The 23250-nt window shown below is 54.5% G+C and carries 16 protein-coding genes and 1 tRNA gene; 11 read left to right on the forward strand and 6 right to left on the reverse strand.

Features of this window, described 5'->3' with window-relative positions:
* The first annotated feature begins 27 nt into the window (after window positions 1-27).
* Genes nirB through JXQ85_RS01860 form a run of 4 tightly spaced genes read left to right on the forward strand, consistent with a single transcriptional unit; the run spans window position 28 to window position 6404 of the window.
* A complete protein-coding gene (gene nirB / locus JXQ85_RS01845; RefSeq protein ID WP_421747149.1) occupies window positions 28-2469 on the forward strand; it encodes a nitrite reductase large subunit NirB in 2442 nt (813 codons plus the stop codon).
* Window positions 2466-2795 (forward strand): nitrite reductase small subunit NirD, encoded by a 330-nt coding sequence (gene nirD / locus JXQ85_RS01850; protein ID WP_421747150.1) that lies wholly within the window; start codon window positions 2466-2468, stop codon window positions 2793-2795. The genes nirB and nirD overlap by 4 nt, the downstream gene beginning before the upstream one ends.
* Window positions 2795-5410: a molybdopterin-dependent oxidoreductase gene (locus JXQ85_RS01855; protein ID WP_421747151.1), complete on the forward strand. Its 2616-nt coding sequence runs from the start codon at window positions 2795-2797 to the stop codon at window positions 5408-5410. The genes nirD and JXQ85_RS01855 overlap by 1 nt, the downstream gene beginning before the upstream one ends.
* 22 nt (window positions 5411-5432) lie before the next feature.
* Entirely contained in the window at window positions 5433-6404 is a 972-nt protein-coding gene (locus tag JXQ85_RS01860; RefSeq protein ID WP_421747152.1) for an NAD(P)-dependent oxidoreductase, read from the forward strand.
* 3 nt (window positions 6405-6407) lie between these two features.
* On the opposite strand, the gene JXQ85_RS01865 is transcribed toward JXQ85_RS01860, so the two are convergent.
* Genes JXQ85_RS01865 through JXQ85_RS01875 form a run of 3 tightly spaced genes read right to left on the reverse strand, consistent with a single transcriptional unit; the run spans window position 6408 to window position 9428 of the window.
* Window positions 6408-7412, reverse strand: coding sequence for an ABC transporter substrate-binding protein (locus tag JXQ85_RS01865; RefSeq protein WP_421747153.1), 1005 nt, complete (start codon window positions 7410-7412; stop codon window positions 6408-6410).
* Window positions 7391-8770, reverse strand: coding sequence for an ATP-binding protein (locus tag JXQ85_RS01870; RefSeq protein WP_421747154.1), 1380 nt, complete (start codon window positions 8768-8770; stop codon window positions 7391-7393). The genes JXQ85_RS01865 and JXQ85_RS01870 overlap by 22 nt, the downstream gene beginning before the upstream one ends.
* Window positions 8763-9428, reverse strand: a complete 666-nt coding sequence (locus JXQ85_RS01875) for a response regulator transcription factor (protein WP_421747155.1) — start codon at window positions 9426-9428, stop codon at window positions 8763-8765. Before JXQ85_RS01875 ends, JXQ85_RS01870 begins: the two co-directional genes overlap by 8 nt.
* A gap of 109 nt (window positions 9429-9537) precedes the next feature.
* Between JXQ85_RS01875 and JXQ85_RS01880 the strand changes: the two genes are divergently transcribed.
* The 3 genes from JXQ85_RS01880 (at window position 9538) to JXQ85_RS01890 (ending at window position 12584) form a co-directional block, all read left to right on the forward strand.
* Entirely contained in the window at window positions 9538-10521 is a 984-nt protein-coding gene (locus JXQ85_RS01880) for a Bug family tripartite tricarboxylate transporter substrate binding protein (RefSeq protein WP_421747156.1), read from the forward strand.
* Window positions 10522-10585: 64 nt separating this feature from the next.
* Window positions 10586-11068: a tripartite tricarboxylate transporter TctB family protein gene (locus tag JXQ85_RS01885; RefSeq protein ID WP_421747157.1), complete on the forward strand. Its 483-nt coding sequence runs from the start codon at window positions 10586-10588 to the stop codon at window positions 11066-11068.
* Window position 11069: 1 nt separating this feature from the next.
* Window positions 11070-12584: a tripartite tricarboxylate transporter permease gene (locus tag JXQ85_RS01890; RefSeq protein ID WP_421747158.1), complete on the forward strand. Its 1515-nt coding sequence runs from the start codon at window positions 11070-11072 to the stop codon at window positions 12582-12584.
* 11 nt (window positions 12585-12595) lie between these two features.
* Here the strand turns inward: JXQ85_RS01890 and JXQ85_RS01895 are convergent, their stop codons facing one another.
* Complete coding sequence (locus JXQ85_RS01895; RefSeq protein ID WP_421747159.1) at window positions 12596-13534, reverse strand: asparaginase; 939 nt, start codon at window positions 13532-13534, stop codon at window positions 12596-12598.
* Between the two features lie 134 nt (window positions 13535-13668).
* Between JXQ85_RS01895 and JXQ85_RS01900 the strand changes: the two genes are divergently transcribed.
* A complete protein-coding gene (locus JXQ85_RS01900) occupies window positions 13669-14595 on the forward strand; it encodes a carbohydrate kinase family protein (RefSeq protein WP_421747160.1) in 927 nt (308 codons plus the stop codon).
* Between the two features lie 140 nt (window positions 14596-14735).
* Here the strand turns inward: JXQ85_RS01900 and JXQ85_RS01905 are convergent.
* Window positions 14736-14822 (reverse strand) — tRNA-Leu (locus tag JXQ85_RS01905).
* Window positions 14823-15118: 296 nt separating this feature from the next.
* On the opposite strand from JXQ85_RS01905, the gene JXQ85_RS01910 reads away from it, so the two are divergent.
* On the forward strand, window positions 15119-16099 hold the full coding sequence (locus JXQ85_RS01910) for a complex I NDUFA9 subunit family protein (RefSeq protein WP_421747161.1): 981 nt from the start codon (window positions 15119-15121) through the stop codon (window positions 16097-16099).
* Window positions 16100-16116: 17 nt separating this feature from the next.
* On the opposite strand, the gene JXQ85_RS01915 is transcribed toward JXQ85_RS01910, so the two are convergent.
* The gene (locus tag JXQ85_RS01915; RefSeq protein WP_421747162.1) at window positions 16117-16920 is read right to left on the reverse strand and encodes an undecaprenyl-diphosphate phosphatase; all 804 of its coding nucleotides are present in this window, start codon (window positions 16918-16920) and stop codon (window positions 16117-16119) included.
* A gap of 219 nt (window positions 16921-17139) precedes the next feature.
* Between JXQ85_RS01915 and JXQ85_RS01920 the strand changes: the two genes are divergently transcribed.
* The gene (locus JXQ85_RS01920) at window positions 17140-18573 is read left to right on the forward strand and encodes an NAD(P)-dependent oxidoreductase (protein ID WP_421747163.1); all 1434 of its coding nucleotides are present in this window, start codon (window positions 17140-17142) and stop codon (window positions 18571-18573) included.
* A gap of 86 nt (window positions 18574-18659) precedes the next feature.
* The gene (gltB, locus tag JXQ85_RS01925) at window positions 18660-23198 is read left to right on the forward strand and encodes a glutamate synthase large subunit (RefSeq protein WP_421747164.1); all 4539 of its coding nucleotides are present in this window, start codon (window positions 18660-18662) and stop codon (window positions 23196-23198) included.
* Window positions 23199-23250: the final 52 nt, after the last annotated feature.

A 23250-nucleotide genomic window follows, 5' to 3' on the forward strand; every position in this document is an offset into this window, starting at 1 on the left:
CCTCAGTTCAAAAGTGCGGAGGCACAAATGTCTAAAAAGCTTGTTGTTATTGGTGCTGGCATGGCCTCGGGCCGTGCGATTGAGCACCTGTTGGAGGCTAATAAAGATGCCTACGACATCACTCTTTTCAACGCGGAACCACGCGGCAACTACAACCGGATCATGCTGTCTCCGGTCCTGTCTGGCGATAAATCCTATGAGGAAATCGTCACACATGATGCGAATTGGTATGAAGACAATGGCGTAACCTGCCGCTTTGGCGAGCACGTTGTTGGCATCGACCGTGAACGCAAAGTGGTGGTGGGTCAAAATGGCGAAGTGGCCTACGACAAACTGCTGATCGCAACGGGTTCTGCCCCTTTCATCATTCCAATTCCGGGTAAGGATCTGCCTGGTGTGATTGCTTACCGTGATCTAGACGACACAAATACCATGATCGAAGCGACCCAGAAACCGGGTGCCAAAGCTGTGGTCATCGGTGGTGGTCTGCTGGGTCTGGAAGCAGCCGCTGGCCTGAAAGCGCGCGGAATGGACGTGACGGTTCTGCACCTGATGGGCCATCTGATGGAGCGCCAGTTGGATGAGGCAGCAGGTTATTTGCTGCGGCGTGCGCTGGAAGACAAAGGCATTGAAGTGAAATGCCAAGCTTCTACTGCTGCGATCCTTGGTGAAGACAAAGTCGAAGCCGTTCTGCTGCAGGATAAGACCACGATTCCTGCCGATCTGGTTGTTATGGCTGTGGGGATCCGACCTGAAACACGTCTGGCAACTGACACCGCCATCGAGGTTGAGCGCGGTATCACCGTGGATGACGCAATGCGCACGTCGGATCCAGATATCCTTGCGGTTGGTGAATGTGTGGAGCATCGCCAGCAGCTCTTTGGTTTGGTTGCGCCTCTGTATGATCAGGCAAAAGTGGTCGCAGCGACGCTCTTGGAAGAGGACGCTGTTTTCGCGCCGAAGGAAGTTTCTACTAAGCTGAAAGTCACAGGATGTGATCTATTCAGCGCAGGTGATTTCGCGGAAGGTGAAGGCCGAGAGGACATTGTGTTCCGCGATCCAAGCCGTGGCGTCTACAAACGTTTGGTGATCGAAGACAACGTGATTGTCGGCGCTGTGATGTATGGCGACACTGCGGATGGCAACTGGTTCTTTGGACTGATCAAAGACAAGACCGACATCTCAGAGATGCGCGATACGTTGATCTTTGGCCCAGCATTCCAAGGGGGTGCCGCGCTGGACCCCTTGCAGGCCGTTGCAGCCTTACCGGATGACGCAGAAATCTGCGGTTGCAACGGCGTATGTAAAAGCCAAATTGTCGATGCCATCAAAGGTGGTGCTACTGATCTGGGTGCGGTACGCGCCACGACGAAAGCCTCGGCCTCATGTGGTACCTGTACCGGTCTTGTTGAGCAGCTAATGGCAGTCACCCTAGGGGATGACTTCCAAATGCCCGCCGCGCAATCTGTTTGCGGCTGTACCGATCTGACCCATGAAGATGTGCGCCGTCTGATCAAAACCAAAGAGTTGAAATCACAAGCCGCGGTCTGGCAGGAACTGGGGTGGAGCTCTCCGAACGGGTGTCACGTATGTCGCCCGGCGGTGAACTACTATCTGCTGGCGGATTGGCCGGTGGAATACCAAGACGACCCGCAAAGCCGTTTTGTGAACGAACGCAAACACGCGAACATCCAGAAGGACGGTACCTATTCTGTTGTTCCTCGGATGTGGGGTGGGATGACCACACCAGACGAGTTGCGCGCGATCGCCGATGCAGCCGATAAATACAACGTCCCGACGGTGCATGTCACCGGCGGCCAACGGATCGACTTGCTGGGTGTGAAAGGCGAAGACCTTCCTGCGATTTGGAAAGATCTGAATAACGCGGGCATGGTCTCGGGCCACGCCTATGCCAAAGGTCTGCGCACGGTGAAAACCTGTGTGGGCAAGGATCATTGCCGCTTTGGTACGCAGGATTCAACGGGTCTTGGAATTAAGCTGGAAGAGAAGCTCTGGGGCTCTTGGTCACCGCACAAGGTGAAGCTCGCAGTTTCAGGCTGCCCGCGCAACTGTGCGGAAGCCACCTGCAAGGACATCGGCGTTATCTGCGTCGACAGCGGCTATCAGGTTGGTGTCGCAGGTGCTGCCGGTATGGACGTGAAGGAAACCGAACGTCTGATGGATTGCGAAACCGAAGAAGAAACCATCGAGGTCGCAACCGCCTTCATGCAGCTTTACCGCGAGAACGCGAAGTATCTGGATCGCGCATACAAGTGGATCGCTAAGGTCGGCTTGGATTGGGTCAAAGAGCAGATCGTGGATGATATCGAAAACCGCAAGGCGCTTGTTGCCCGGTTCGAGCTGTCGCAGTCGATCTATCAAAAAGACCCATGGGCAGAATTGGCACAACCTGATGAGGCGCCAAAGTTTGGCCCTCTGGCAAATCTGACATTGGAGGCAGCGGAATGAGCTGGATTGATATTGGATCCGTTGAAGACATCCCATTGCGTGGCGCGCGCGTTGTAAAAACCGCGTTGGGCTGCGTGGCGGTGTTTCGCACCAGTGAAAACGAGGTCTTCGCGACCTCGGATCGCTGCCCTCACAAAGGCGGCCCGCTGTCAGAAGGTATTGTGCACGGCCAAAGCGTAACCTGCCCGCTACACAACTGGGTGTTTGATTTGAACACCGGTGTGGCGCAGGGAGCAGACGAAGGAAAAATCGACACGTTTCCAGCCAAAGTCGAGGCTGGACGCATCTTGCTTGATAGCACTTTGTTAATGAGCCGAGCGGCCTGATGACTTCAAAAATCCGGTCTACATGCCCCTACTGTGGGGTCGGTTGTGGGGTTCTTTTGACCCCTCAATCAGATGGCGGCCTGAAGGTCGAAGGTGACCCTGAACACCCTGCGAACTTTGGGCGGCTGTGTTCTAAAGGTCTCGCGCTGGGCGATACTGTTGGGCTGGAGGGGCGCTTGCTAGCCCCTAAGGTCCTTGGAGAAACCAAGCCTTGGGATGAGACGCTGCAATTGGTAGCGGATCGATTCAAAGACACCATCGCAACGCATGGACCGGATAGCGTTGCCTTTTATGTGTCGGGGCAGTTGTTGACCGAGGATTACTATGTCGCCAATAAGCTGATGAAAGGCTTTATGGGGTCAGCTAACATCGACACCAACTCGCGGCTTTGCATGGCGTCGACCGTTGCCGGGCACAAACGCGCCTTCGGAACCGATACGGTTCCTGGTGAATACGAAGATCTTGAATTGGCCGATTTGGTGGTTCTGGTCGGTTCGAACCTCGCGTGGTGCCACCCGGTTTTGTATCAAAGACTTGCGTCCGCAAGGGCGGAACGTGGAACGAAGGTTGTGGTGGTTGATCCACGCCGGACGTCGAGCTGCGACATCGCTGACATGCACCTGAAAATTGCACCGGGTGGCGACGCGGCCCTGTTCAATGGTCTGTTGGCCTATTTGGCTGATTCAGGTGAAATAGACACTGAATACTTGGAAAAAGGCGTGTCAGGTTTTGACGATGCCTTGCAAGCTGCCCAGCAGGACAATCCGAATATAACAGGTCTGGATCCCGCCGAGCTTCAGGCCTTTTACGAGCTCTTCACCAAGACTCAGAAGGTGGTCACAGTCTTTAGTCAGGGCATCAACCAGTCGTCTTCTGGTAGCGACAAGGTTAATGCCATTCTGAATTGCCATCTGGCAACCGGTCGGATCGGCCTGCCTGGGTGTGGCCCATTCAGCGTGACAGGTCAGCCAAATGCTATGGGAGGCCGCGAAACCGGTGGGTTGGCAAATATGCTGGCTGCGCATTTGGATCTGGAAAACGTTGACCATCGTGCGGCAGTCCAAAGCTTTTGGAACGCACCGCGCATGCCTGAAAAGGCCGGGCTGAAAGCCGTGGATATGTTTGACGCGATTGAAAATGGTCAGATTAAGGCGCTTTGGGTGGCATGTACTAACCCTGTGGTTTCGATGCCGGACGGAGATCGAGTGGCAAAGGCGATTGAGAACTGTGATTTCGTTGTCGTCAGTGATCTGAATGATCGCACCGACACTGCAAAACTGGCTGAAGTTGTGTTGCCTGCCTTGGGGTGGGGTGAAAAATCAGGAACGGTCACCAATTCAGATCGGACGATTAGCCGTCAGCGCGCCGCGCTGATGCAACCGGGAGAAGCGCGCGCTGATTGGGAAATTTATGCTGAAGTTGGGCGTCGCATGGGCTGGAAAGAGGCCTTTGCCTATCGATCAGAGGTCGATATTTTCCGCGAACATGCCGCGTTGTCTGAAGTCGCCGGAAAGCTGGGTAAGGATTTTGATATCTCTGCGCTGAGTGATTTATCTGACGAGGGCTACGAAAAGTTTGAACCGCAAAAATGGCCTATTACCGCAGCGCGCCAAGGTGGTCGGTTCTTTGCGGATGGCAAGTTCTTCACGCCCTCGGGCCGCGCGAATATGTTGCCAATCACCTCGCGTGTTCCTGAGGCGAAGTTGGATGACGCCTATCCATTGCGCTTGAACACAGGGCGCGCGCGGGATCAGTGGCACACCATGTCGCGCACAGGTCTATCCGCAAAACTGTGCAAACACCTTGCGGAACCCTTCCTACAGATCCATCCAGAGGATGCCTTGGCTTATGGCGTGAAATCTGCGGATTTGGCATTGGTCAAAGGCCACTCCGGAGAGGCAATTTTCCGGGTTTGGATCACCGAAGATGTGCAGCGCGGCAACCCGTTTGCGCCAATTCATTGGACTGGAGAAACCGCTTCGGCATCAGTTGTGGCGTCTGTGATCCCTGCGATAACGGATCCGGTTTCTGGTCAACCTGAAAGTAAGTCGGCAGCCGTGAATGTGACGCGGCTTGAGGCCAATTGGTATGGATTTGCCATGTCCACACAGCCGTTTTCGCCGCGCTCAGAATATTGGGCTCAGGTGCCTGTAGATCATGGATGGCGGGCAGAATTGGCTGGATCAGAACCGCAAGACTGGTCCGCCTATGCCAAAGCGCTATTTGGGTTTGAAGCGGATCCGATGATTATGACGGATCCAAAACGTGGCCAGACACGTATCGCCTTTTATGAAGGAGATACATTAATGGCGGCCCTATTTGTCGGTCCGGAACCAGTTGCAGTGGCACGCGATTATTTGGTGACGCAACTTGGAAAGCCCGCGCTTGGCGTTTTGGCTGCGCGCCCGGGTCAGAATGTGAAAGACCCTGGCCCCACCGTGTGTTCCTGCATGAACATCGGCCGCAACCAAATTCTCGATGCTGTTCCGGCAAATGGGCAGGCCTCGGTCGAGTTCATTTGCCAATCAACAGGAGCAGGTACAAATTGTGGCTCTTGCCGGTCAGAAATCGCGCAGCTAATCTCGTCTCAGAGCACCCAAATCGCGGCGGAATAAAGACAACATGCGAGCCTTTCCTATGTTTATCAAAACCAGCGGTCGGCGGGTTGTTGTCGTTGGCGGGGGTGAACAGGCCGCGCAGAAAATGCGTCTATTGGCCAAGACAGACGCAAAGCTGATCGTTCTCGCGGAAACGTTGAACGCTGAACTCAGTGGCAAAGCCACGGCAGGGCAGGCGGCGCATCGCAGCGGAATGGTCTCAGCGGACTCCTTCAAGGGCTCGGCGATGACATTCATTGCGACCGGTTGTCCTGGCGCAGACGCGTCTTATCACCCGATTGCGAAAGATGCTGGCGCGATGGTGAATGTGGTCGATAACCCAGCCCTATGTGACATGACCACGCCGTCGATTGTGGATCGTGATCCTGTCGTTGTGGCGATCGGTACCGAAGGAACAGCGCCTGTCTTATCGCGCCTGATCAAAACCCGGATCGAGGGCATGTTGATCTCAAACCTTGGCCGGATGGCCGCCTTCTGCGGGGCGCAGCGGCCTGATGTGGATCGCGCCTTTTCGGGGAGACAACGGGCGTATTGGGCCTGGGTGTTTCGCAAGGCACCAATGGCGTTGTTTGCGGTAGGTCGGGATGATGATGCAGAAACTGTCATTTTGGATGCAATCAAGAACCGCGAGATACCAGAGGCTGACGCACGGCCCGCGATCAATATTATCGGAACAAACCTGCAATCGCACGATTTGCTGACGATGCGAGCCGTGGCGTGCTTGCAGGAAGCAGATGTAGTGTTTCACGAAGCCGAGGTGGATCCCGCAATTTTGGAATTACCCCGCCGCGATGCCGAACGTGTTGAGATCGATGGGCGGGCGAGCGCGCCGTTTGATGTGGTCGCAGATGCTTATTCGCGTCAGGCAAAAGGGAAAAAAGTCGCGGTTTTGACGGCTGCAAAATCTGCTCTTGGCCAGAGCTTTGCCTCAGATTTGGTAGATGCCGAAGAGGCAAAGATCATTTATCACTTCCAAGGCCACGTGCACTAAGGCTCATGGCCCTTGGATGATAGCGCTTTCCCATTCTTTTAGGAAATTGCGACGCTTTAACTCGTCAAGATAGGTCATGAGGGCGGGCTCCAAAGCAATATTGGACCGGCCTGTGGTGTCGTTGGACACATCCAACCGTGGCAAAGGTAGCTCGGCGCCCGTGGTTTGCAAGGCCAGTAGGTGTTTGATGAAGTTTTCTGCGGCGCTCGCATTTTTGGACTGTGCCGATACCAATGCGGTACGCATCATGGTGGTTGGGAAGTCAGACGGCAGGATGATTGTCAGGTTTCCTTCGTCCTTCTGGCGCGCCTCCGCGTAGCTGCCAAGCACGTTATAGGCGACGGCGATTTCTCCGCTGATCAAATCGTCGATCATGGCGCTGGAACAGCAGTAAAGGCGCGCATCTAGGCTGCCCATAACTTCGGTCAAACGCCAGTAGGTTTCCGAGGCGCGGGCATCCTGCGTTGCAAAAAGATATCCCAATCCCGATTGGCGCACATCATAGGTGCCGACGCGGTTATGGAATACTTCAGGACGATCCCTGAGCGCGCGGATCAAGTCCTGGCGGGTCTGCGGCGTGGCGATGTCTTTAAAGGCATTGCTGTTGATTACGATCGCTGCTGGTTCCGTGGTGAAGGCAAACAGGCTCGACCGCCATTGCGCCCAATCCGGTATGTTAGAGACCGATATTTCACGTGCATAGCCGTCATTGGCGAGCTTTAGTTGTAGGTCCATCGCGCTGGAAATCACGACGTCAAACTCATCAGGTTTGCGCCGCACATGACGGTTCAAGTCAGCAGTGCTGGTTACAAAATACTCCACAGATAGAGTGGGGTTTCTTGTGATAAAGCTTTGCAGAATCGGTGCGAAAAACGAGGTGTCGGTGCTGGAAATCACGCGCAGGGTCACACTGGATGCGCTGCCTTCAAAAACCTGACGATCCTCCCATTCCTGGGCGTGCGTTAGGATTGGGATCAGGGACAAGATCAGAACGATAAGGTTACGCATGCGCCCCCCTCTGCATGGTTTTCCAAATGCATTTGACCGCCATGGGCTGCAACCACATCTTTTGCGATGGTCAACCCAAGACCCGAACCTGTGATTCCTTCTGCGTTTGCACCGCGGGTAAATCGATCCGCCAACTGCGCAATGTCATCTGGTGGAAATCCGGGCCCTTCATCACGTATCATCACTCGGCTATCAGCATTATTAGAGACTGTTATTGTGATGTCGCTTTCGGCGGGTGAGTATTTCAGAGCGTTATCGATGACATTGCGGATTGCGTTTTGCAGAAGGATCGCATCGCCTGACACTGTAACTTTCTCGGGCGTGATCAAGCGCAGGTGGACATCTTTCATATCCGCAATTGGAGTGAGGCCCCGGACCATTTCTTTTACAAGCTCCGTAAGGTCCAGATCGACCCGTTCTAGATGATCGGCGCGGAAGGTGATCATGGCGTGGTCCAACAACTGCCCGGCCGCGCGCGAGCTTTCGTCAATGGCGCGGACCATTGAACGCAGCGCATGGCGGTTTTCTTCACGTCCGACTCGTTGCAGCGTGGCTTCGGCGTATGACCGTACCGTGGCCAGAGGCGTACGGACGCGGTGGGCCGCTTCGGCGATGAAATCCTCTGATTGGCTGAGCGATTGATCCAGCCGCCCCATGAGGTTGTTGAGCGACGAAACCAGTGGTTCCATCTCGGTGGGTACGGGCTGCACGAAGGGGCTGAGGTCTTGCGGACCCCGGCGCGTGATGGATGATGTGAGGCGTTTGAGAGGACCAATGGTGGTCGACGTGGCCCAAAACGACAGGATCGCGGCCAGCAAGAAAAAACCAGTACCAAAGGCGGCTGCATTGCGAGAAATCCGGTTCAGTGTAACCGACAAGGCATCTTGGGTTTGGGCGACAGAAACCGAAATCACAGTGGTGAATCGTGCGCCAATCAAGGTGCGCGACGCAGTCGCGATCCGAACCGTCGCATCTTGAAATGTATCAGTGCGAAAGGCATGGCCCGCATCCATCGGCGCAGTTTCATAGGCGATACCTTCATAGCCTGAAATCAGGGACTGGTCCTGGTAGATGCCGTAGAAAACGCGGTCATCCGAGGCTGTGCTGAGCATCGAAAAGGACGCATAGGGGAAATCGACTTCAACCTGACCATCGCGCAGGATGGCCGCGTCCAGAATAGAGGTGACGGAAGCCGCAAGAATGCTGTCTTGGCCCTGTTGCGCGATCTGAGCAGCGTAGCTGCGAACGACCAGATAGAGCAGGATCGCCAAGACTGCCGCGCCGCCGATCAAGGTGATTGCAAGTCGGTTGCGCAGCGACCGAAAGATGCCGCCGAATATGTCGGTGGCCTCAGTCATGATCCAGGCGATATCCCAACCCGCGCAATGTCTTGATCTTAACATTGGTGTTTTCAAGGTGTTTGCGCAGCCGGCCAATATAGACTTCAACCGCGTTCTCAGAGACATCATCGTCGTAGGAAAACAGCCGGTCCACCAGTTTTGTTTTTGGGAATATTTGTCCGGGCGCATTCATCAGAAGCTCTAGCAAACGCAATTCTCTATTGCGTAGAGAGATCACCTGATCATGGATTTTAAGGTTGCCTGCGACAGGGTCCAACGCCACATCGCCAAGCCGTACGACAGTCTGTGCATTGCCGGATTTGCGACGCAGAACGGCTCGGCAACGGGCCTTGAGTTCAGCATGATCAAACGGCTTGGTGACATAGTCATCCGCCCCCAAATCAAGCATGCTGATTCGATCTGAAACCTGACTGCGTGCAGTTAAAACGATCACGGGAGTGTCCATTTTCCCGGCACGGTGGTGTTCTAAGAAGGTGCGACCGTCCCCATCGGGCAGCATAATGTCCAATAAAATCAGGTCGTATTCCCCAACCTCTGAAAAAGCAGTCGCATCGCCTAAAGTTTCAGCGTGATCAATAACATGGCCGTCCAACTGCATTCGCGAACTTATAGCGTTTGCGAGGTCCAGATTGTCTTCGACAAGGAGGAATTTCATAAGAAATAAGGGCCCAGTTAAGACCGTGACAGGTTTGTGTCAGGTTGGTTTGCTTGTTTCGTTCAACTGAACCGTCAATCGGTCAGTTGTCAAATGGGAGGCTTACATTATGACATTTAAAATTGCTCGCCGCGCCATCATGGCGTCGGCAGTCGCAGCGATGGCTTTGGGTACATCTGCAATCGCCGGTGGTCACAAGGTTCTAGACGAAATTCACTTCCTGATTCCAGGCGGCGCTGGCGGCGGCTGGGACGGGACAGCACGTGGTACTGGCGAAGCTCTGACAGGTGCTGGGCTTGTTGGCAGCGCATCTTACGAAAACATGTCTGGCGGCGGCGGCGGTAAAGCCATTGGCTTCCTGATCGAAAACGCAGACAGCAACCACGGCACATTGATGGTAAACTCCACCCCAATCGTGATCCGTTCCCTGACTGGCGTCTTCCCACACAACTTCCGCGACCTGACCCTCGTATCCGGCACCATCGGTGACTATGCGGCAATCGTTGTTGGCAAAGACAGCCCAATCAACTCTATGGCGGACCTGCTGGCAGCTTATGACGTGGACCCATCTGCGACAGCGATCGGTGGCGGTTCTGTTCCAGGCGGCATGGACCACCTGGTTGCAGCCATGGTGATGGAAGCAGCTGGCAAAGACGCGCTGGGTGTAAAATACATCCCATACGACGCGGGCGGCAAAGCGATGGCGGCGCTGCTGTCTGGTGAAATCGCGGCTCTGTCCACTGGTTTCTCCGAAGCGGTTGACCTGTCCAACGCTGGCGAAGTCAAAATCATCGGCGTTACATCTGACGAGCGTGTTTCTGCAGCACCTGACGCGCAGACCATGATGGAGCAAGGCATCGACACAACCTTCGTCAACTGGCGTGGTTTCTTTGCTGCACCTGGTCTGCCAGAAGATAAGCTGGCGATGTACCAAGACGCGATTGCGAAAATGTACGACACCCCAGAGTGGGAAGAAGTGCGCGCGCGTAACGGTTGGGTCAACATCCATAACTCTGGCGATGACTTTAAAACCTTCCTGGAAGCGCAAGAACAAGTCATCGGCGATCTGATGAAGAAACTGGGCTTCCTGTAAAGGTTCGTTTGTTACTTTGGCAGAGCGGGAGATCGCTCTGCCATTTTTATATGGGGATACTGCAATGGCACTGGATCGCTGGATTGCACTGATTTTATTGGGGATATGCCTCGCCTATGGCTATACGGCCTGGTTTACGATGGACGGGTCCTTGGCCCCCTTCATGCGGCGCAACCCAATCTGGCCAAGCACCTTTCCAAAGGTTCTTTCCATTCTGGCCATCATCGCTTGCCTGACTATCCTTTTGGGATTGGAAAAGGGAGAGCCAAAAGAAGCTGACATCGATTACCGCCGCCTCGGTGAGTATCACCTTGGCCAAGCAATCCTGCTGCTGGGCCTTATGGTTGTCTATGCGCTGTGCCTACGTCCAATGGGGTTCCTGTTTTCCACCGTCGGTTTCCTGATGCTTGGATCGGTTATTCTCGGTGAACGCAAATGGATCACCATGATCATTGTGTCCGCAGTCGCAACCGGCGTCGTTTGGTACCTCGTGCAAGAGGTTCTGGGTATCTACATGCGACCACTGCCAGGCTTTATCGGAGGTTAAAATGTTAGAAGGACTTCTGATCGGCCTGCAAACGGCCCTGTCCCTACAGAACTTGTTAATGGTGATCGGTGGCTGTCTGATCGGCACATTCATTGGTATGTTGCCGGGCCTAGGCCCAATGTCGATCATTGCAATTATGATCCCTGTGGCGATCTCCATGGGAGATCCATCCGCCGCGCTGATCCTGCTTGCCGGCGTCTACTATGGTGCGATCTTTGGTGGCTCGACGTCTTCGATCCTGCTGAACGCGCCGGGTGTTGCCGGTACCGTAGCCTCGAGTTTCGATGGCTACCCGATGGCCAAAAAGGGCAAAGCAGGTAAAGCGTTGACCGTTGCGGCGATTGCGAGTTTCGCAGGCGGAACCATCGGTGCGATCCTGTTGATGGTCTTTGCTCCGGCGCTGTCGTCGGTTGCGCTGCTGTTCCACTCTGCGGAATATTTCGCACTGATGGTCGTAGGACTTTCCGCGATCGCGGCTTTTGCGGGCACCGGTCAGGTGGCCAAAGCGATGTTGATGACCTTGCTGGGCCTGATCATGGCGACCGTTGGCGAAGGTGCGCTGTTTAACATGCCACGCTTCACCATGGGCATCATGGATCTGCAGTCTGGCTTTGGCTTTATCACCCTAGCGATGGCGATGTTCGCCCTGCCAGAGGCGCTGTTCTTGGTTCTCAAACCAAAAGTGACAGCGGGCGGTGATGAAGGTGAGATCAAAGATTTGCGCATTACGCGTTCTGAAGCGAAATCCATTGCGCCGGTCATTGGACGTCAATCGATCCAGGGCTTCTTTATCGGCGTTCTGCCGGGTGCCGGCGCGACAATCGCGAGCTTTCTGGGCTATGCGGTTGAACGCAATATCGCGACCAAAGAAGAGCAGGAAGAGTTCGGCAAAGGGTCGATCAAAGGCCTGGCGGCGCCTGAGACCGCAAATAACGCGGCCTGCACCGGCTCTTTTGTACCGCTGCTGACGTTGGGAATTCCCGGGTCCGGGACCACGGCGATCTTGTTGGGTGCGCTGATTGCGCTAAACGTTACTCCGGGTCCGCGTTTGATGATCGACGAACCGCAGGTGTTCTGGGCTGTGATCATGTCGATGTTCATCGGGAACTTGGTGCTGCTGGTGCTGAACCTGCCGCTGATCCCTTACATCGCCAAAGTGCTGATGGTTCCGCGTAACTATCTGATCCCGTTTATTTTGTTCTTTACCTTGATGGGGGCCTATATCGGCCAGAACAACGCAACTGAGCTTCTGCTGTTGGTTGGCTTCGGTATTTTCGCGACGGCTTTGAAGTTCGCAGACTACCCCCTAGCACCGCTGTTGATTGGCTTCATCCTGGGCGGCATGCTGGAAGACAACTTCTCACGCTCCATGCAGCTTTATGATGGCGTGGCGTTCATCTGGGAACGCCCAATGACATTGGGTCTTCTGGTGATCGCGTTGCTGCTGGTGTTGCTGCCAAGCTTCCGCGCCCGTCGCGCTAAGGCGCGGGCGCAGGGAGTGGCAGATGGCGACTAAACAATAACGAGCTAGGTGAACTCACCACACAGGCAAGTAGGCAGGCGATCCTTTGGGTCGCCTGTTTGCGTTAGGACGTGGCGCAATTTGGCGTAAGCGGCTTCGACCGTCATGTCGCGCCCGTCGATCACGCCGTTGTCCCGCAGCACGCCGCCTGCGGCATAGGTGCCAAGCGCCATGCCGCCTTCAGGGCATTGGCTGACAGCCAGAACCGGGATGCCGCGGCTTTGCGCCGTTTGCAGAGCTGCTACCAAACCCTGGCTTTCTGGTGCGGTGCCAGAGCCATAGACTCGCAAGAGCAAGGCATCGCTGTGCTCGGCTGCAAATTGTATCAAATCGGTGCCCATGCCGGGAGCAGTGGCTAAAACCGCTACCTTATGGCTGCCATAGGTGTGAAGACGAAGTTGATCGCCCGAGCGCACAGGAGCAGCGCCACCGGTGTTGGCTTTGAAGGCGTCAAAGTCGGTGGAATGCGATTTGCGTACCCGAGCACCGTGCAGCAACTGCCCGGAGAATTGTACCCAAACGCCTTTCGGTGTCGCCTCCACCTTGGTTAACGCATCCAATAGGTTACGGGTGCCGTCAGAGCCTTCTACGGTCAGCGGCAGCATCGATCCGGTTATGATCACTGGTTTTGCTAACCCTTCTAGAGCAAAGCAAAGTGCTGCTGCCGTATAAGCCAGTGTGTCTGTACCGTGGCTAATCACGAACCCGTCGTATTCTGAGTGATGGATGGCAACCACTCTTGCAACACGCGACCAATCAGTAGGCGTAGCATTGGCGCTGTCGATGAGCGGTGTTAGCGGGTGAATCTCGATTTTGGATTTTACTTGCCCAGAGGCGATCAGCCCCTGCACGTGGTCTTCGACGACGCCTTTTTGTGGTGTAAATCCGTTTTCGGATTGCATCATGCCAATTGTTCCGCCGGTATGTATCAAAAGAATAGCCATAACCCTGCCTAAGGCAGTTGGCAGCCGAGTGAAAAGTGCTTATGCGGTTTCCTGCTGATGTTAGCGATAACATTTTGAGTCACGCTGTGGATGGTTTAGGTTGCTCACAGCGTTGTTTTGCGAGAGGGCGCGAGATGATTTTATGTGCTGGTGAATGTCTGATCGACATGCTGCCAAGGGAAATAGATGAGCAGGCCATGTTGGAGCCTGTCGCAGGCGGTGCTGTAATGAATACTGCCGTGGCGCTTGGGCGTTTGGGAGTCCCGGTGGAATTCCTATCTGGCCTTTCCAACGATCAATTCGGGCGTGTAATCGAGACACATTTGCACAACAGCAAGGTTGGTCTCAGCCATTTGGTGCGCAGTGATCGCCCGACGACATTGGCTTTCGTCGACTTTAGCGACGGCGTCGTTTCCTATGATTTCTATGATGAAGGTACAGCGGGCCGCATGATCAGCTCTGACGATCTGCCTGCATTGCCGGATTCAACACAGGCGGTTTTCTGTGGCGGCATCAGCCTGATCAATGCCCCAGCTGCGGATACTTACGCTGCTCTTGTGGAGCGCAATGCAGACCGGTTGGTGATGCTGGATCCAAATATCCGTCCAACTTTTATTAAGGATGAACCCGCCTTTCGTGCGCGTTTGGCCGGAATGCTGAGTCATGCAGATGTTGTTAAAACCTCTGATGAAGATCTTGAGTGGCTGTTTCCCACTGCGGAGACTGCTGAAGCTGCCATCGAACAGATGTTAGCCCTTGGTCCGAAGATCGTCTTGTTTACTGAGGGCTCTAAGGGCGCAAGTGTTTATCGAGCCGGCAAGAAAGCAGTATTTGTGCCGTCTGAGAAGGTGAAAGTTGTTGATACGGTAGGGGCCGGTGATACGTTTAATGGTGGCTTTTTGGCTTCCTTGTTTGATCAAGGGTTGCTCTCTAAAACGCAATTGGCATCCGCGACTGATCAGGAATTGGCTACGGCCCTTGCATTTGCGGGCAAGTGCGCCGCGCATTCCGTACAACAGGTTGGCGCGCAGCCTCCGTGGCGTCAGGATGTGAAGGCATAGCGACCCGTCTTTGTCATCATCAGGTATAAAGTCCCCCCCCAAAAAGCGAGGCGCAAGCGGATCTAAGCTGAGAGGGGGGTGAAAACTGCACATTATCTCTGTGAGACCCAGTGCGTGCTTCTTTTCAATGTAATGAAGAGTGGTGCCCAGAAGAGGACTCGAACCTCCACGTCCATACGGACACTAGCACCTGAAGCTAGCGCGTCTACCAATTCCGCCATCTGGGCTTAGATGTCGTGAAGGGGGATTTAGTGATATGGACCCAAGGAGTCAACGCGGTTTTTGAAGTTTTTGCGAAAATCGTGAATTTCACATTGCTGCATTGGCGGTCTGTATTTAACGCATTGTTATACCACCGAAAAAATTGATCGCCTGCGGGCCGTTTGTACTTTCTAGACGGGAAGAGGCTTCACCGAGGATGCTGCTTTGCTTGGTGAATAAGCTTGTGAATGCAATTGCGCCTTGTTTGGTGTGCTTTCGGTGGGTATTTCTCGGTGAGAGATCAGAAAGCGGAGGCCTGCCAATGTCTAAACTCGTCACTATTTACGGCGGATCGGGATTTGTCGGGCGCTATATTGCACGACGCATGGCCAAAGAAGGTTGGCGGGTTAGGGTCGCGGTACGGCGACCAAATGAGGCGATGTTTGTAAAGCCTTACGGTACCGTAGGGCAGGTTGAGCCAGTGCTTTGCAATATCCGCGACGATGCGTCAGTTCAGCATGCGATGTCTGGAGCTGATGCTGTGGTAAACTGCGTTGGTATCTTAGCGGAAGATCGTAAGAACAAATTTGACTCTGTGCAGCACGAGGGTGCTGAGCGTATTGCGCGGTTGGCCGCTGATGCCGGCGTGTCTACGATGGTGCATTTGTCGGCCATTGGAGCGGATGCAGAATCCGCAAGCGAATACGCCCAGTCTAAGGCTGAAGGAGAGGCGGGTGTTTTGGCCTATATGCCAAACGCTATGATCTTAAGACCGTCGGTAATTTTTGGGCCCGAAGATCAGTTTTTTAACCGCTTCGCGGCCATGACCAAGTTCGGACCGGCCCTGCCTCTGGTGGGCGGCGATACAAAATTCCAACCTGTTTACGTGGATGATGTCGCGGAGGCAGCAGTGAAAGGTATCTTGGGGCAAGCCAGTGGTGTCTACGAACTTGGCGGGTCCGAAGTGAAGTCATTGAGCGGTTGGATCGCAGAAATGCTTACTGTGATCCACCGTCGCAAGCTTGTTATGAATCTGCCGTTTGCAGTTGGGTCGTTGATGGCTTTTAGTTTTGATCTGCTGCAAAAGCTGACCTTTGGACTTTGGCGCAACACTGTTCTGACGCGCGATCAGCTGAAGCTTCTGCGTCACGATAATGTTGTTCCTTCGGGTGCAAAAAGTTTTGCGGATTTGGGTATGACGGCAACGCCCGCGTCTGCTGTGCTTGAGGACTACCTTTGGCGCTTCCGCCCATCTGGGCAATATGACGCCATCAAAGAGTCAGCCAAGAATATGAGCGCTTAAGGGCAATCAGGCTGCGCTTACGTGTAAGCGACGCCTAGCAAGATCAGTCCTAAAATCACGCGGTAGATCACGTAGGGTGTGAAGCTGACGGATTTCAAAAGCGCCATCATGAGCTTGAGCGCAAGAAGAGCTGATAGAAAGGCTAATGCTGTCGCGATGAGTGCGTCGCGTGCTTCTGGACCGGAAAGATGAATGCCGGTGTCTAAAAGCAAATAGCCGCCGCTTGCCATGATGGCAGGAATGCTCATCAACATCGCAAGACGCGCGCTGTTCTCTCGATCATACCCCAAGGCACGGGCGCCGGTGATGGTGATGCCTGATCGCGATGTGCCGGGGATCAGGGCAACCGCTTGCCAAAGACCCATGATGATGGCGTCCCGCATGGACCAATCGCCAGACACTTTCGTTGTGCCTCCCTTTTGATCCATCCACCACAGCAACAGCCCGAAACCCAACATGGTCCAGCCGATCACAGCCATGGACCGCATCGCATCATTCAAGCCGGTCACAGCCAGGAAAACGCCAAAGATCATCACCGGGATTGTGGCGATGATCAGCAGTAATGACAGTTTTGCACCGCGGTGATCTAACTTACCCATCACGAGATGCGGCAGGCCGGAAAGCGCCTGTTTTACATCTTTCCAGAAATACAGAATGACGGCACCTAGCGTGCCAATATGAACCGACACATCCAAGAATTGCCCCTGATCCTCGGTGCCCAATGCGTTTGGAAGCAAAATTAGATGGCCAGAAGATGAGATGGGCAAAAACTCGGTAATACCCTGCACAATTGCCAAAAGAATCAGGTGATACAGTGCCATAGAAAATTCCAAATTGGTGTTGGGCAGAGGTATAAAGGAGCAGAAAAATTAGGGAAGAGTGCATTTGGGTCCGTACCGGATCTAATTTTCGCAACAAATCGGCCTGCCAAAGCGATATTTTCACAATAAACTGAATATAGGTCAGCTTAGTTGACTTTTATCCTGTTTTGACTTCCCTTACTACGAACTCAACCTAGGAAATTGCAGGAGGCAGCCGCCGTGGCGAAGCAACCGATGCTGAAATTTGTATCTGTCGATCGTGACATGCCGTCAAAACGGGATGCTGACGAGCGCAACAAGGATTTCAACGAAATCTACGCGGCCTATGCCGAAGCGAAAGCAGAAGAGCAGGCAAGCCGCTGTTCACAGTGTGGCGTGCCATATTGCCAGTCTCATTGTCCGCTGCACAACAACATCCCGGATTGGCTGCGCCTGACCGCGACTGGCCGACTTGAAGAGGCCTACGCGGTTTCTCAAGCCACCAACACGTTCCCAGAAATCTGTGGCCGTATTTGCCCGCAAGACCGTCTGTGTGAAGGTAACTGCGTGATTGAACAGTCAGGCCACGGAACTGTGACTATCGGCTCTGTCGAAAAATACATCACCGACACCGCATGGGAAAAGGGTTGGGTCAAGCCGGCTTCTCCGACAGCAGAACGCAGTGAATCGGTTGCCATCATCGGTGCTGGTCCTGGTGGCCTAGCAGCGGCTGACATGCTGCGCCAAGAAGGTGTACAGGTCACAGTCTATGATCGCCACGACCGTGCAGGCGGCTTGCTGACCTACGGCATTCCGGGCTTCAAGCTGGAAAAAGACATTGTCATGCGCCGCAATGAATTGCTGGCCGAAGGCGATGTAACGTTCAAGTTGAACTGTGAGATCGGCAAGGACATTTCGTTCGAAGAGATCCGCAAGGCACATGACGCCGTGATCATCGCAACTGGCGTTTATAAATCTCGGGATCTGCAAGGGCCGGGTGCTGGTGCAGCCGGCATCGTGAAAGCGATTGATTATCTGACCGCATCTAACCGTCTAAGCTTTGGTGATACGGTCCCAGAATATGACAGCGGCGAGCTGAATGCCGAAGGCAAAAAGGTTGTTGTCATCGGTGGTGGTGACACTGCAATGGACTGTGTTCGTACGGCCCTGCGTCAAGGCGCTAAAAGCGTGAAGTGCCTGTATCGTCGTGATCGTGCAAACATGCCGGGATCCCTGCGGGAAACACAGAACGCCGAAGAAGAAGGCGTAGTCTTTGAATGGCTCGCAGCGCCGAAAGGCTTTAGCGGCGATCCGGTCAATGGCGTGATGGTTCAGCGCATGCGTTTGGGCCAGCCCGATGCATCCGGCCGTCAGTCCCCTGAAGTGATCGAGGGTGCGGATTATGTCGAAGAGGCTGATCTGGTCATCAAGGCACTGGGTTTTGAGCCAGAAGATCTGCCAACTCTTTGGGATCAGCCGGAGCTGGAAGTGACGCGCTGGGGCACCGTGAAAGCGGCCTTCACAACGGGTGCGACCGATCTGGATGGCGTTTACGCGGTGGGTGACATCGTGCGTGGTGCGTCTTTGGTGGTCTGGGCGATCCGCGACGGTCGCGACTGCGCCGAGGCGATCCTGAAAAACTTCGATGCCGCGAAAGCCATCGCAGCCGAATAATTCAATGAATTGATCCGGCAGGTGCCAATCCATCTGCGCACCGCCGGGCTGACATGTGACCTACCGAATTGGGGAAGGGTTCAAGAATGACAAAATACGATCAAAACTGGGTTCGCGACGAAGAAGCCAAGCGCCAGTATATGGCTGAGAACGGCCTTTACAGCGAATCTGAAGAGCACTCTTCTTGTGGTGTTGGCCTTGTTGTTGCCGTTGACGGTAAGAAAAGTCGCAAGGTTGTTGAGGCGGGTATCGATGCGCTAAAAGCGATCTGGCACCGCGGCGCGGTTGATGCAGATGGCAAGACTGGTGACGGCGCGGGTATCCACGTCGATATCCCTGTGCCGTTCTTTTATGATCAAATCAAACGCACTGGCCACGAACCTCGTCAGGATGAATTGGTTGCTGTTGGTCAGGTCTTTCTGCCACGCACAGACTTTGGCGCACAAGAAACTTGCCGGACCATCATTGAATCCGAAATTCTGCGGATGGGGTACTTCATCTATGGTTGGCGCCATGTGCCTGTCGACATCAGCTGCCTTGGCGAAAAAGCCAACGCGACACGCCCAGAGATCGAACAAATTCTGATCTCAAATTCCAAAGGTGTCGATGAAGAAACCTTTGAGCGTGAACTCTATGTGATCCGTCGCCGGATTGAAAAAGCTGCTCAGCGTGCTGGGATTGGCGAGCTATATGTGGCGTCACTGTCCTGCCGTTCGATCATCTACAAAGGCATGATGCTGGCCGAGCAGGTTGCCGTGTTCTACCCGGACCTGATGGATGAGCGCTTTGAATCCACATTCGCGATCTACCACCAGCGTTATTCCACCAACACCTTCCCACAGTGGTGGTTGGCACAACCGTTCCGCATGTTGGCGCACAACGGCGAAATCAACACGCTGAAGGGCAACATCAACTGGATGAAGTCGCACGAGATCCGCATGGCCTCCGATTATTTCGGTGACCTGGCTGAGGACATTAAGCCGATTGTTCCTGGCGGAGCCTCTGACTCTGCCGCGCTGGACGGCGTATTCGAAGTGCTGGTGCGCGCAGGGCGTTCAGCGCCAATGGCCAAAACCATGTTGGTTCCCGAAAGCTGGTCCAAACAGGCAGTCGAGCTGCCGCAAAGCTGGATCGACATGTATTCCTACTGCAACTCGGTGATGGAGCCATGGGATGGCCCAGCCGCGCTGGCGATGACCGACGGTCGTTGGGTTTGTGCAGGTCTGGACCGGAATGGCCTGCGCCCGATGCGCTATGTTGTGACCGGTGATGGCCTACTCATCGCAGGCTCCGAAGCAGGCATGGTGCCAATCGACGAAGCAACTGTTGTTGAAAAAGGCGCTTTGGGTCCTGGTCAGTTGATCGCTGTCGATAAGGTCGAAGGTAAGCTTTACCGCGATACAGAGATCAAAAACAAACTCGCTGAAGCGCGCCCATATGGCGACTGGGTTGGCAAAATCCGTGATCTCGACACAGAGTTGAGCAAAGTCACTGAACGTCCTTTGTTCACAGGCGAAGAGCTGCGTGAACGTCAGATTGCAGCCGGCTACACCATCGAAGAGCTAGAGCAGATTCTGGCCCCAATGGCTGAAGATGCCAAAGAGGCCTTGGCCTCGATGGGTGACGACACGCCGAGCGCGGTTTTGTCGAACAAATATCGTCCACTCAGCCATTTCTTCCGTCAGAACTTCTCTCAGGTGACAAACCCTCCAATCGACAGTCTGCGCGAATTCCGCGTGATGTCTTTGAAGACCCGGTTTGGTAATCTGAAGAACGTGCTGGATGAGGATGGCAGCCAGACTGAAATCATTCTGCTTGATAGCCCGTTTGTGGGTAACGCGCAGTTTGAAACTCTACTGGAAGCCTTTGACGACACCGTCGTTCGCATCGACTGTACTTTCCCAGCAGGTGGTACATCTGGCGCGTTGCGTGACAATCTGGAGCGTATCCGCGCTGAGGCAGAAGACGCCGTGCGTGCGGGTGCAGGCCACATTGTTCTGACTGATAAAGATCAAGGTGCGGACCGCGTTGCGATGCCGATGATCCTTGCGACATCCGCGGTGCACAGCCATTTGACACAGAAAGGTCTACGGACCTTCTCGTCACTGAACGTGCAATCTGCGGAATGTATCGACCCGCATTACTTCGCGGTTCTGATTGGCTCTGGCGCAACAGTTGTGAACGCCTATCTGGCTGAGGATTCCCTTGCGGATCGTATTCAGCGCGGCCTGTTGGACGTGGATCTGACAACCGCAATCGCGCGTTATCGCGAAGCGATTGACGCGGGTCTTCTGAAGATCATGGCGAAGATGGGGATTTCGGTGATTTCCTCCTACCGTGGTGGTCTGAACTTTGAGGCCGTGGGCCTGTCTCGCGCCATGGTGGCACAATACTTCCCGGGCATGACCTCTCGGATTTCTGGGATCGGTGTCTCTGGTATTCAGAAAAAGGCTGAAGAAGTTCACGCCAAGGGTTTTGTATCCGAACAAAACGTTCTGCCAATCGGTGGCTTCTACAAGGCGCGTAAGTCTGGCGAGACCCACGCTTGGGAAGCACAGTCCATGCACATGCTGCAGGCGGCCTGCAACCGCGCATCGTTTGAGTTGTGGAAGCAGTATTCAGCGAAGATGCAAGCAATGCCGCCAATCCATTTGCGCGATCTGCTGGACATCAAAGCCATCGGCAAACCAGTTCCGATTGAGGAAGTGGAAAGCATCACATCGATCCGTAAGCGTTTCGTGACGCCGGGCATGTCCCTGGGTGCGCTCTCTCCAGAGGCACACAAGACACTGAACGTTGCGATGAACCGCATCGGTGCGAAATCTGACTCCGGTGAAGGTGGTGAAGATCCGGCACACTTCGTACCAGAGCCAAACGGTGACAACCCATCTGCAAAGATCAAGCAGGTTGCATCTGGTCGTTTCGGCGTCACAGCTGAGTATCTGAACCAGTGTGAAGAGCTGGAAATCAAGGTGGCTCAGGGTGCGAAACCCGGTGAAGGCGGTCAGCTGCCAGGCATGAAGGTCACCGATCTGATTGCACGTTTGCGTCACTCGACCAAAGGTGTGACACTGATTTCGCCTCCGCCACACCACGACATCTATTCGATCGAAGATTTGGCTCAGCTGATCTACGATCTGAAGCAGATTAACCCGACCGTGAAAGTCACCGTGAAACTGGTGGCCTCTTCTGGCGTGGGCACAATTGCAGCCGGTGTTGCGAAGGCGAAAGCTGACGTGATCCTGATTTCTGGCCACAACGGTGGTACAGGCGCATCCCCAGCAACCTCGATCAAATACGCGGGTCTGCCATGGGAAATGGGTCTGACTGAAGCGCACCAAGTTCTGGCAATGAACAACCTGCGTGAGCGTGTGACTCTGCGGACCGATGGTGGTCTGCGCACAGGTCGTGACATCGTCATGGCGGCAATGCTGGGTGCTGAGGAATACGGCATTGGTACAGCGGCGCTGATCGCGATGGGCTGCATCATGGTGCGTCAGTGTCAGTCCAACACATGCCCTGTGGGTGTCTGCACGCAAGACGAAGCACTGCGGGATAAGTTCACTGGCAATGCCGACAAGGTTGTGAACCTGATCACTTTCTATGCTCAGGAAGTGCGTGAAATCCTTGCCTCCATCGGCGCACGTTCTTTGGATGACGTCATTGGCCGTGCTGACCTGCTGGCTCAGGTTTCTCGTGGCTCTGCGCACCTCGATGATCTGGATCTTAACCCGCTGTTGATCACCGTCGATGGCGCGTCTGAAATCGTCTACAACCGTGACAAAGACCGCAATGTTGTTCCTGACACGCTTGATGCAGAAATCGTGCGCGACGCTGCACGCTTCCTGAACGACGGTGAGAAAATGCAGTTGTCCTACGCGGTGCAAAACACGCATCGGACTGTGGGTACGCGTACTTCGAGCCACATCGTTCAGAACTTCGGTATGCGTAACGCGCTGCAAGAGGATCACCTTACAGTCAAACTGACCGGCTCCGCAGGTCAGTCCCTGGGTGCCTTTGCGGCTCCGGGTCTTAAGATCGAAGTGTCTGGTGATGCCAATGACTACGTCGGCAAGGGTCTGTCTGGCGGTACCGTTGTGGTGCGACCACCGATGAATTCGCCGCTGACAGCAGCTGACAATACCATCATCGGTAACACGGTGCTGTATGGTGCGACTGACGGTCACCTATTTGCGGCAGGCCGCGCGGGCGAGCGTTTCGCGGTGCGGAACTCTGGTGCGAAGGTTGTGATCGAGGGCTGCGGCACCAACGGTTGTGAATATATGACCGGCGGCGTGGCTGTGATCCTTGGGTCCATTGGTGCGAACTTTGGCGCGGGTATGACCGGCGGCATGGCGTACTTGTATGACCCAGAAGGCAAAGCCGAAGAGGTGATGAACCTTGAGACGCTTGTGACCTGCGCAGTGACTGTCGATCATTGGCACGATCAGCTGAAAGGCCTGGTTGAACGTCATTTGGCGGAAACCGGATCCCGCAAAGCCGCAGAAATCCTGCAGCATTGGGACACTGAAAAGGTCAATTTCCTGCAGGTGTGCCCAAAAGAGATGTTGAACAATCTTCCGCATCCTCTGTCGCTTGAAGACGCAGCGATCCCAGCGGAATAAACGCAAAACATAAAACCGACAAACCCCGCCAGTGCGCGGGGTTTTTCTTTGC

Origin of the sequence: Cognatishimia sp. (assembly GCF_049116455.1) — a bacterium.
Lineage (GTDB): Bacteria > Pseudomonadota > Alphaproteobacteria > Rhodobacterales > Rhodobacteraceae > Cognatishimia.

Bases quoted from the DNA above. Each gene is read 5' to 3' on its own strand.
- nirB (WP_421747149.1), top strand. From the start codon at position 28: ATGTCTAAAAAGCTTGTTGTTATTGGTGCTGGCATGGCCTCGGGCCGT.
- nirD (WP_421747150.1), top strand. From the start codon at position 2,466: ATGAGCTGGATTGATATTGGATCCGTTGAAGACATCCCATTGCGTGGC.
- JXQ85_RS01855 (WP_421747151.1), top strand. From the start codon at position 2,795: ATGACTTCAAAAATCCGGTCTACATGCCCCTACTGTGGGGTCGGTTGT.
- JXQ85_RS01860 (WP_421747152.1), top strand. From the start codon at position 5,433: ATGTTTATCAAAACCAGCGGTCGGCGGGTTGTTGTCGTTGGCGGGGGT.
- JXQ85_RS01865 (WP_421747153.1), bottom strand. From the start codon at position 7,412: ATGCGTAACCTTATCGTTCTGATCTTGTCCCTGATCCCAATCCTAACG.
- JXQ85_RS01870 (WP_421747154.1), bottom strand. From the start codon at position 8,770: ATGACTGAGGCCACCGACATATTCGGCGGCATCTTTCGGTCGCTGCGC.
- JXQ85_RS01875 (WP_421747155.1), bottom strand. From the start codon at position 9,428: ATGAAATTCCTCCTTGTCGAAGACAATCTGGACCTCGCAAACGCTATA.
- JXQ85_RS01880 (WP_421747156.1), top strand. From the start codon at position 9,538: ATGACATTTAAAATTGCTCGCCGCGCCATCATGGCGTCGGCAGTCGCA.
- JXQ85_RS01885 (WP_421747157.1), top strand. From the start codon at position 10,586: ATGGCACTGGATCGCTGGATTGCACTGATTTTATTGGGGATATGCCTC.
- JXQ85_RS01890 (WP_421747158.1), top strand. From the start codon at position 11,070: ATGTTAGAAGGACTTCTGATCGGCCTGCAAACGGCCCTGTCCCTACAG.
- JXQ85_RS01895 (WP_421747159.1), bottom strand. From the start codon at position 13,534: ATGGCTATTCTTTTGATACATACCGGCGGAACAATTGGCATGATGCAA.
- JXQ85_RS01900 (WP_421747160.1), top strand. From the start codon at position 13,669: ATGATTTTATGTGCTGGTGAATGTCTGATCGACATGCTGCCAAGGGAA.
- JXQ85_RS01910 (WP_421747161.1), top strand. From the start codon at position 15,119: ATGTCTAAACTCGTCACTATTTACGGCGGATCGGGATTTGTCGGGCGC.
- JXQ85_RS01915 (WP_421747162.1), bottom strand. From the start codon at position 16,920: ATGGCACTGTATCACCTGATTCTTTTGGCAATTGTGCAGGGTATTACC.
- gltB (WP_421747164.1), top strand. From the start codon at position 18,660: ATGACAAAATACGATCAAAACTGGGTTCGCGACGAAGAAGCCAAGCGC.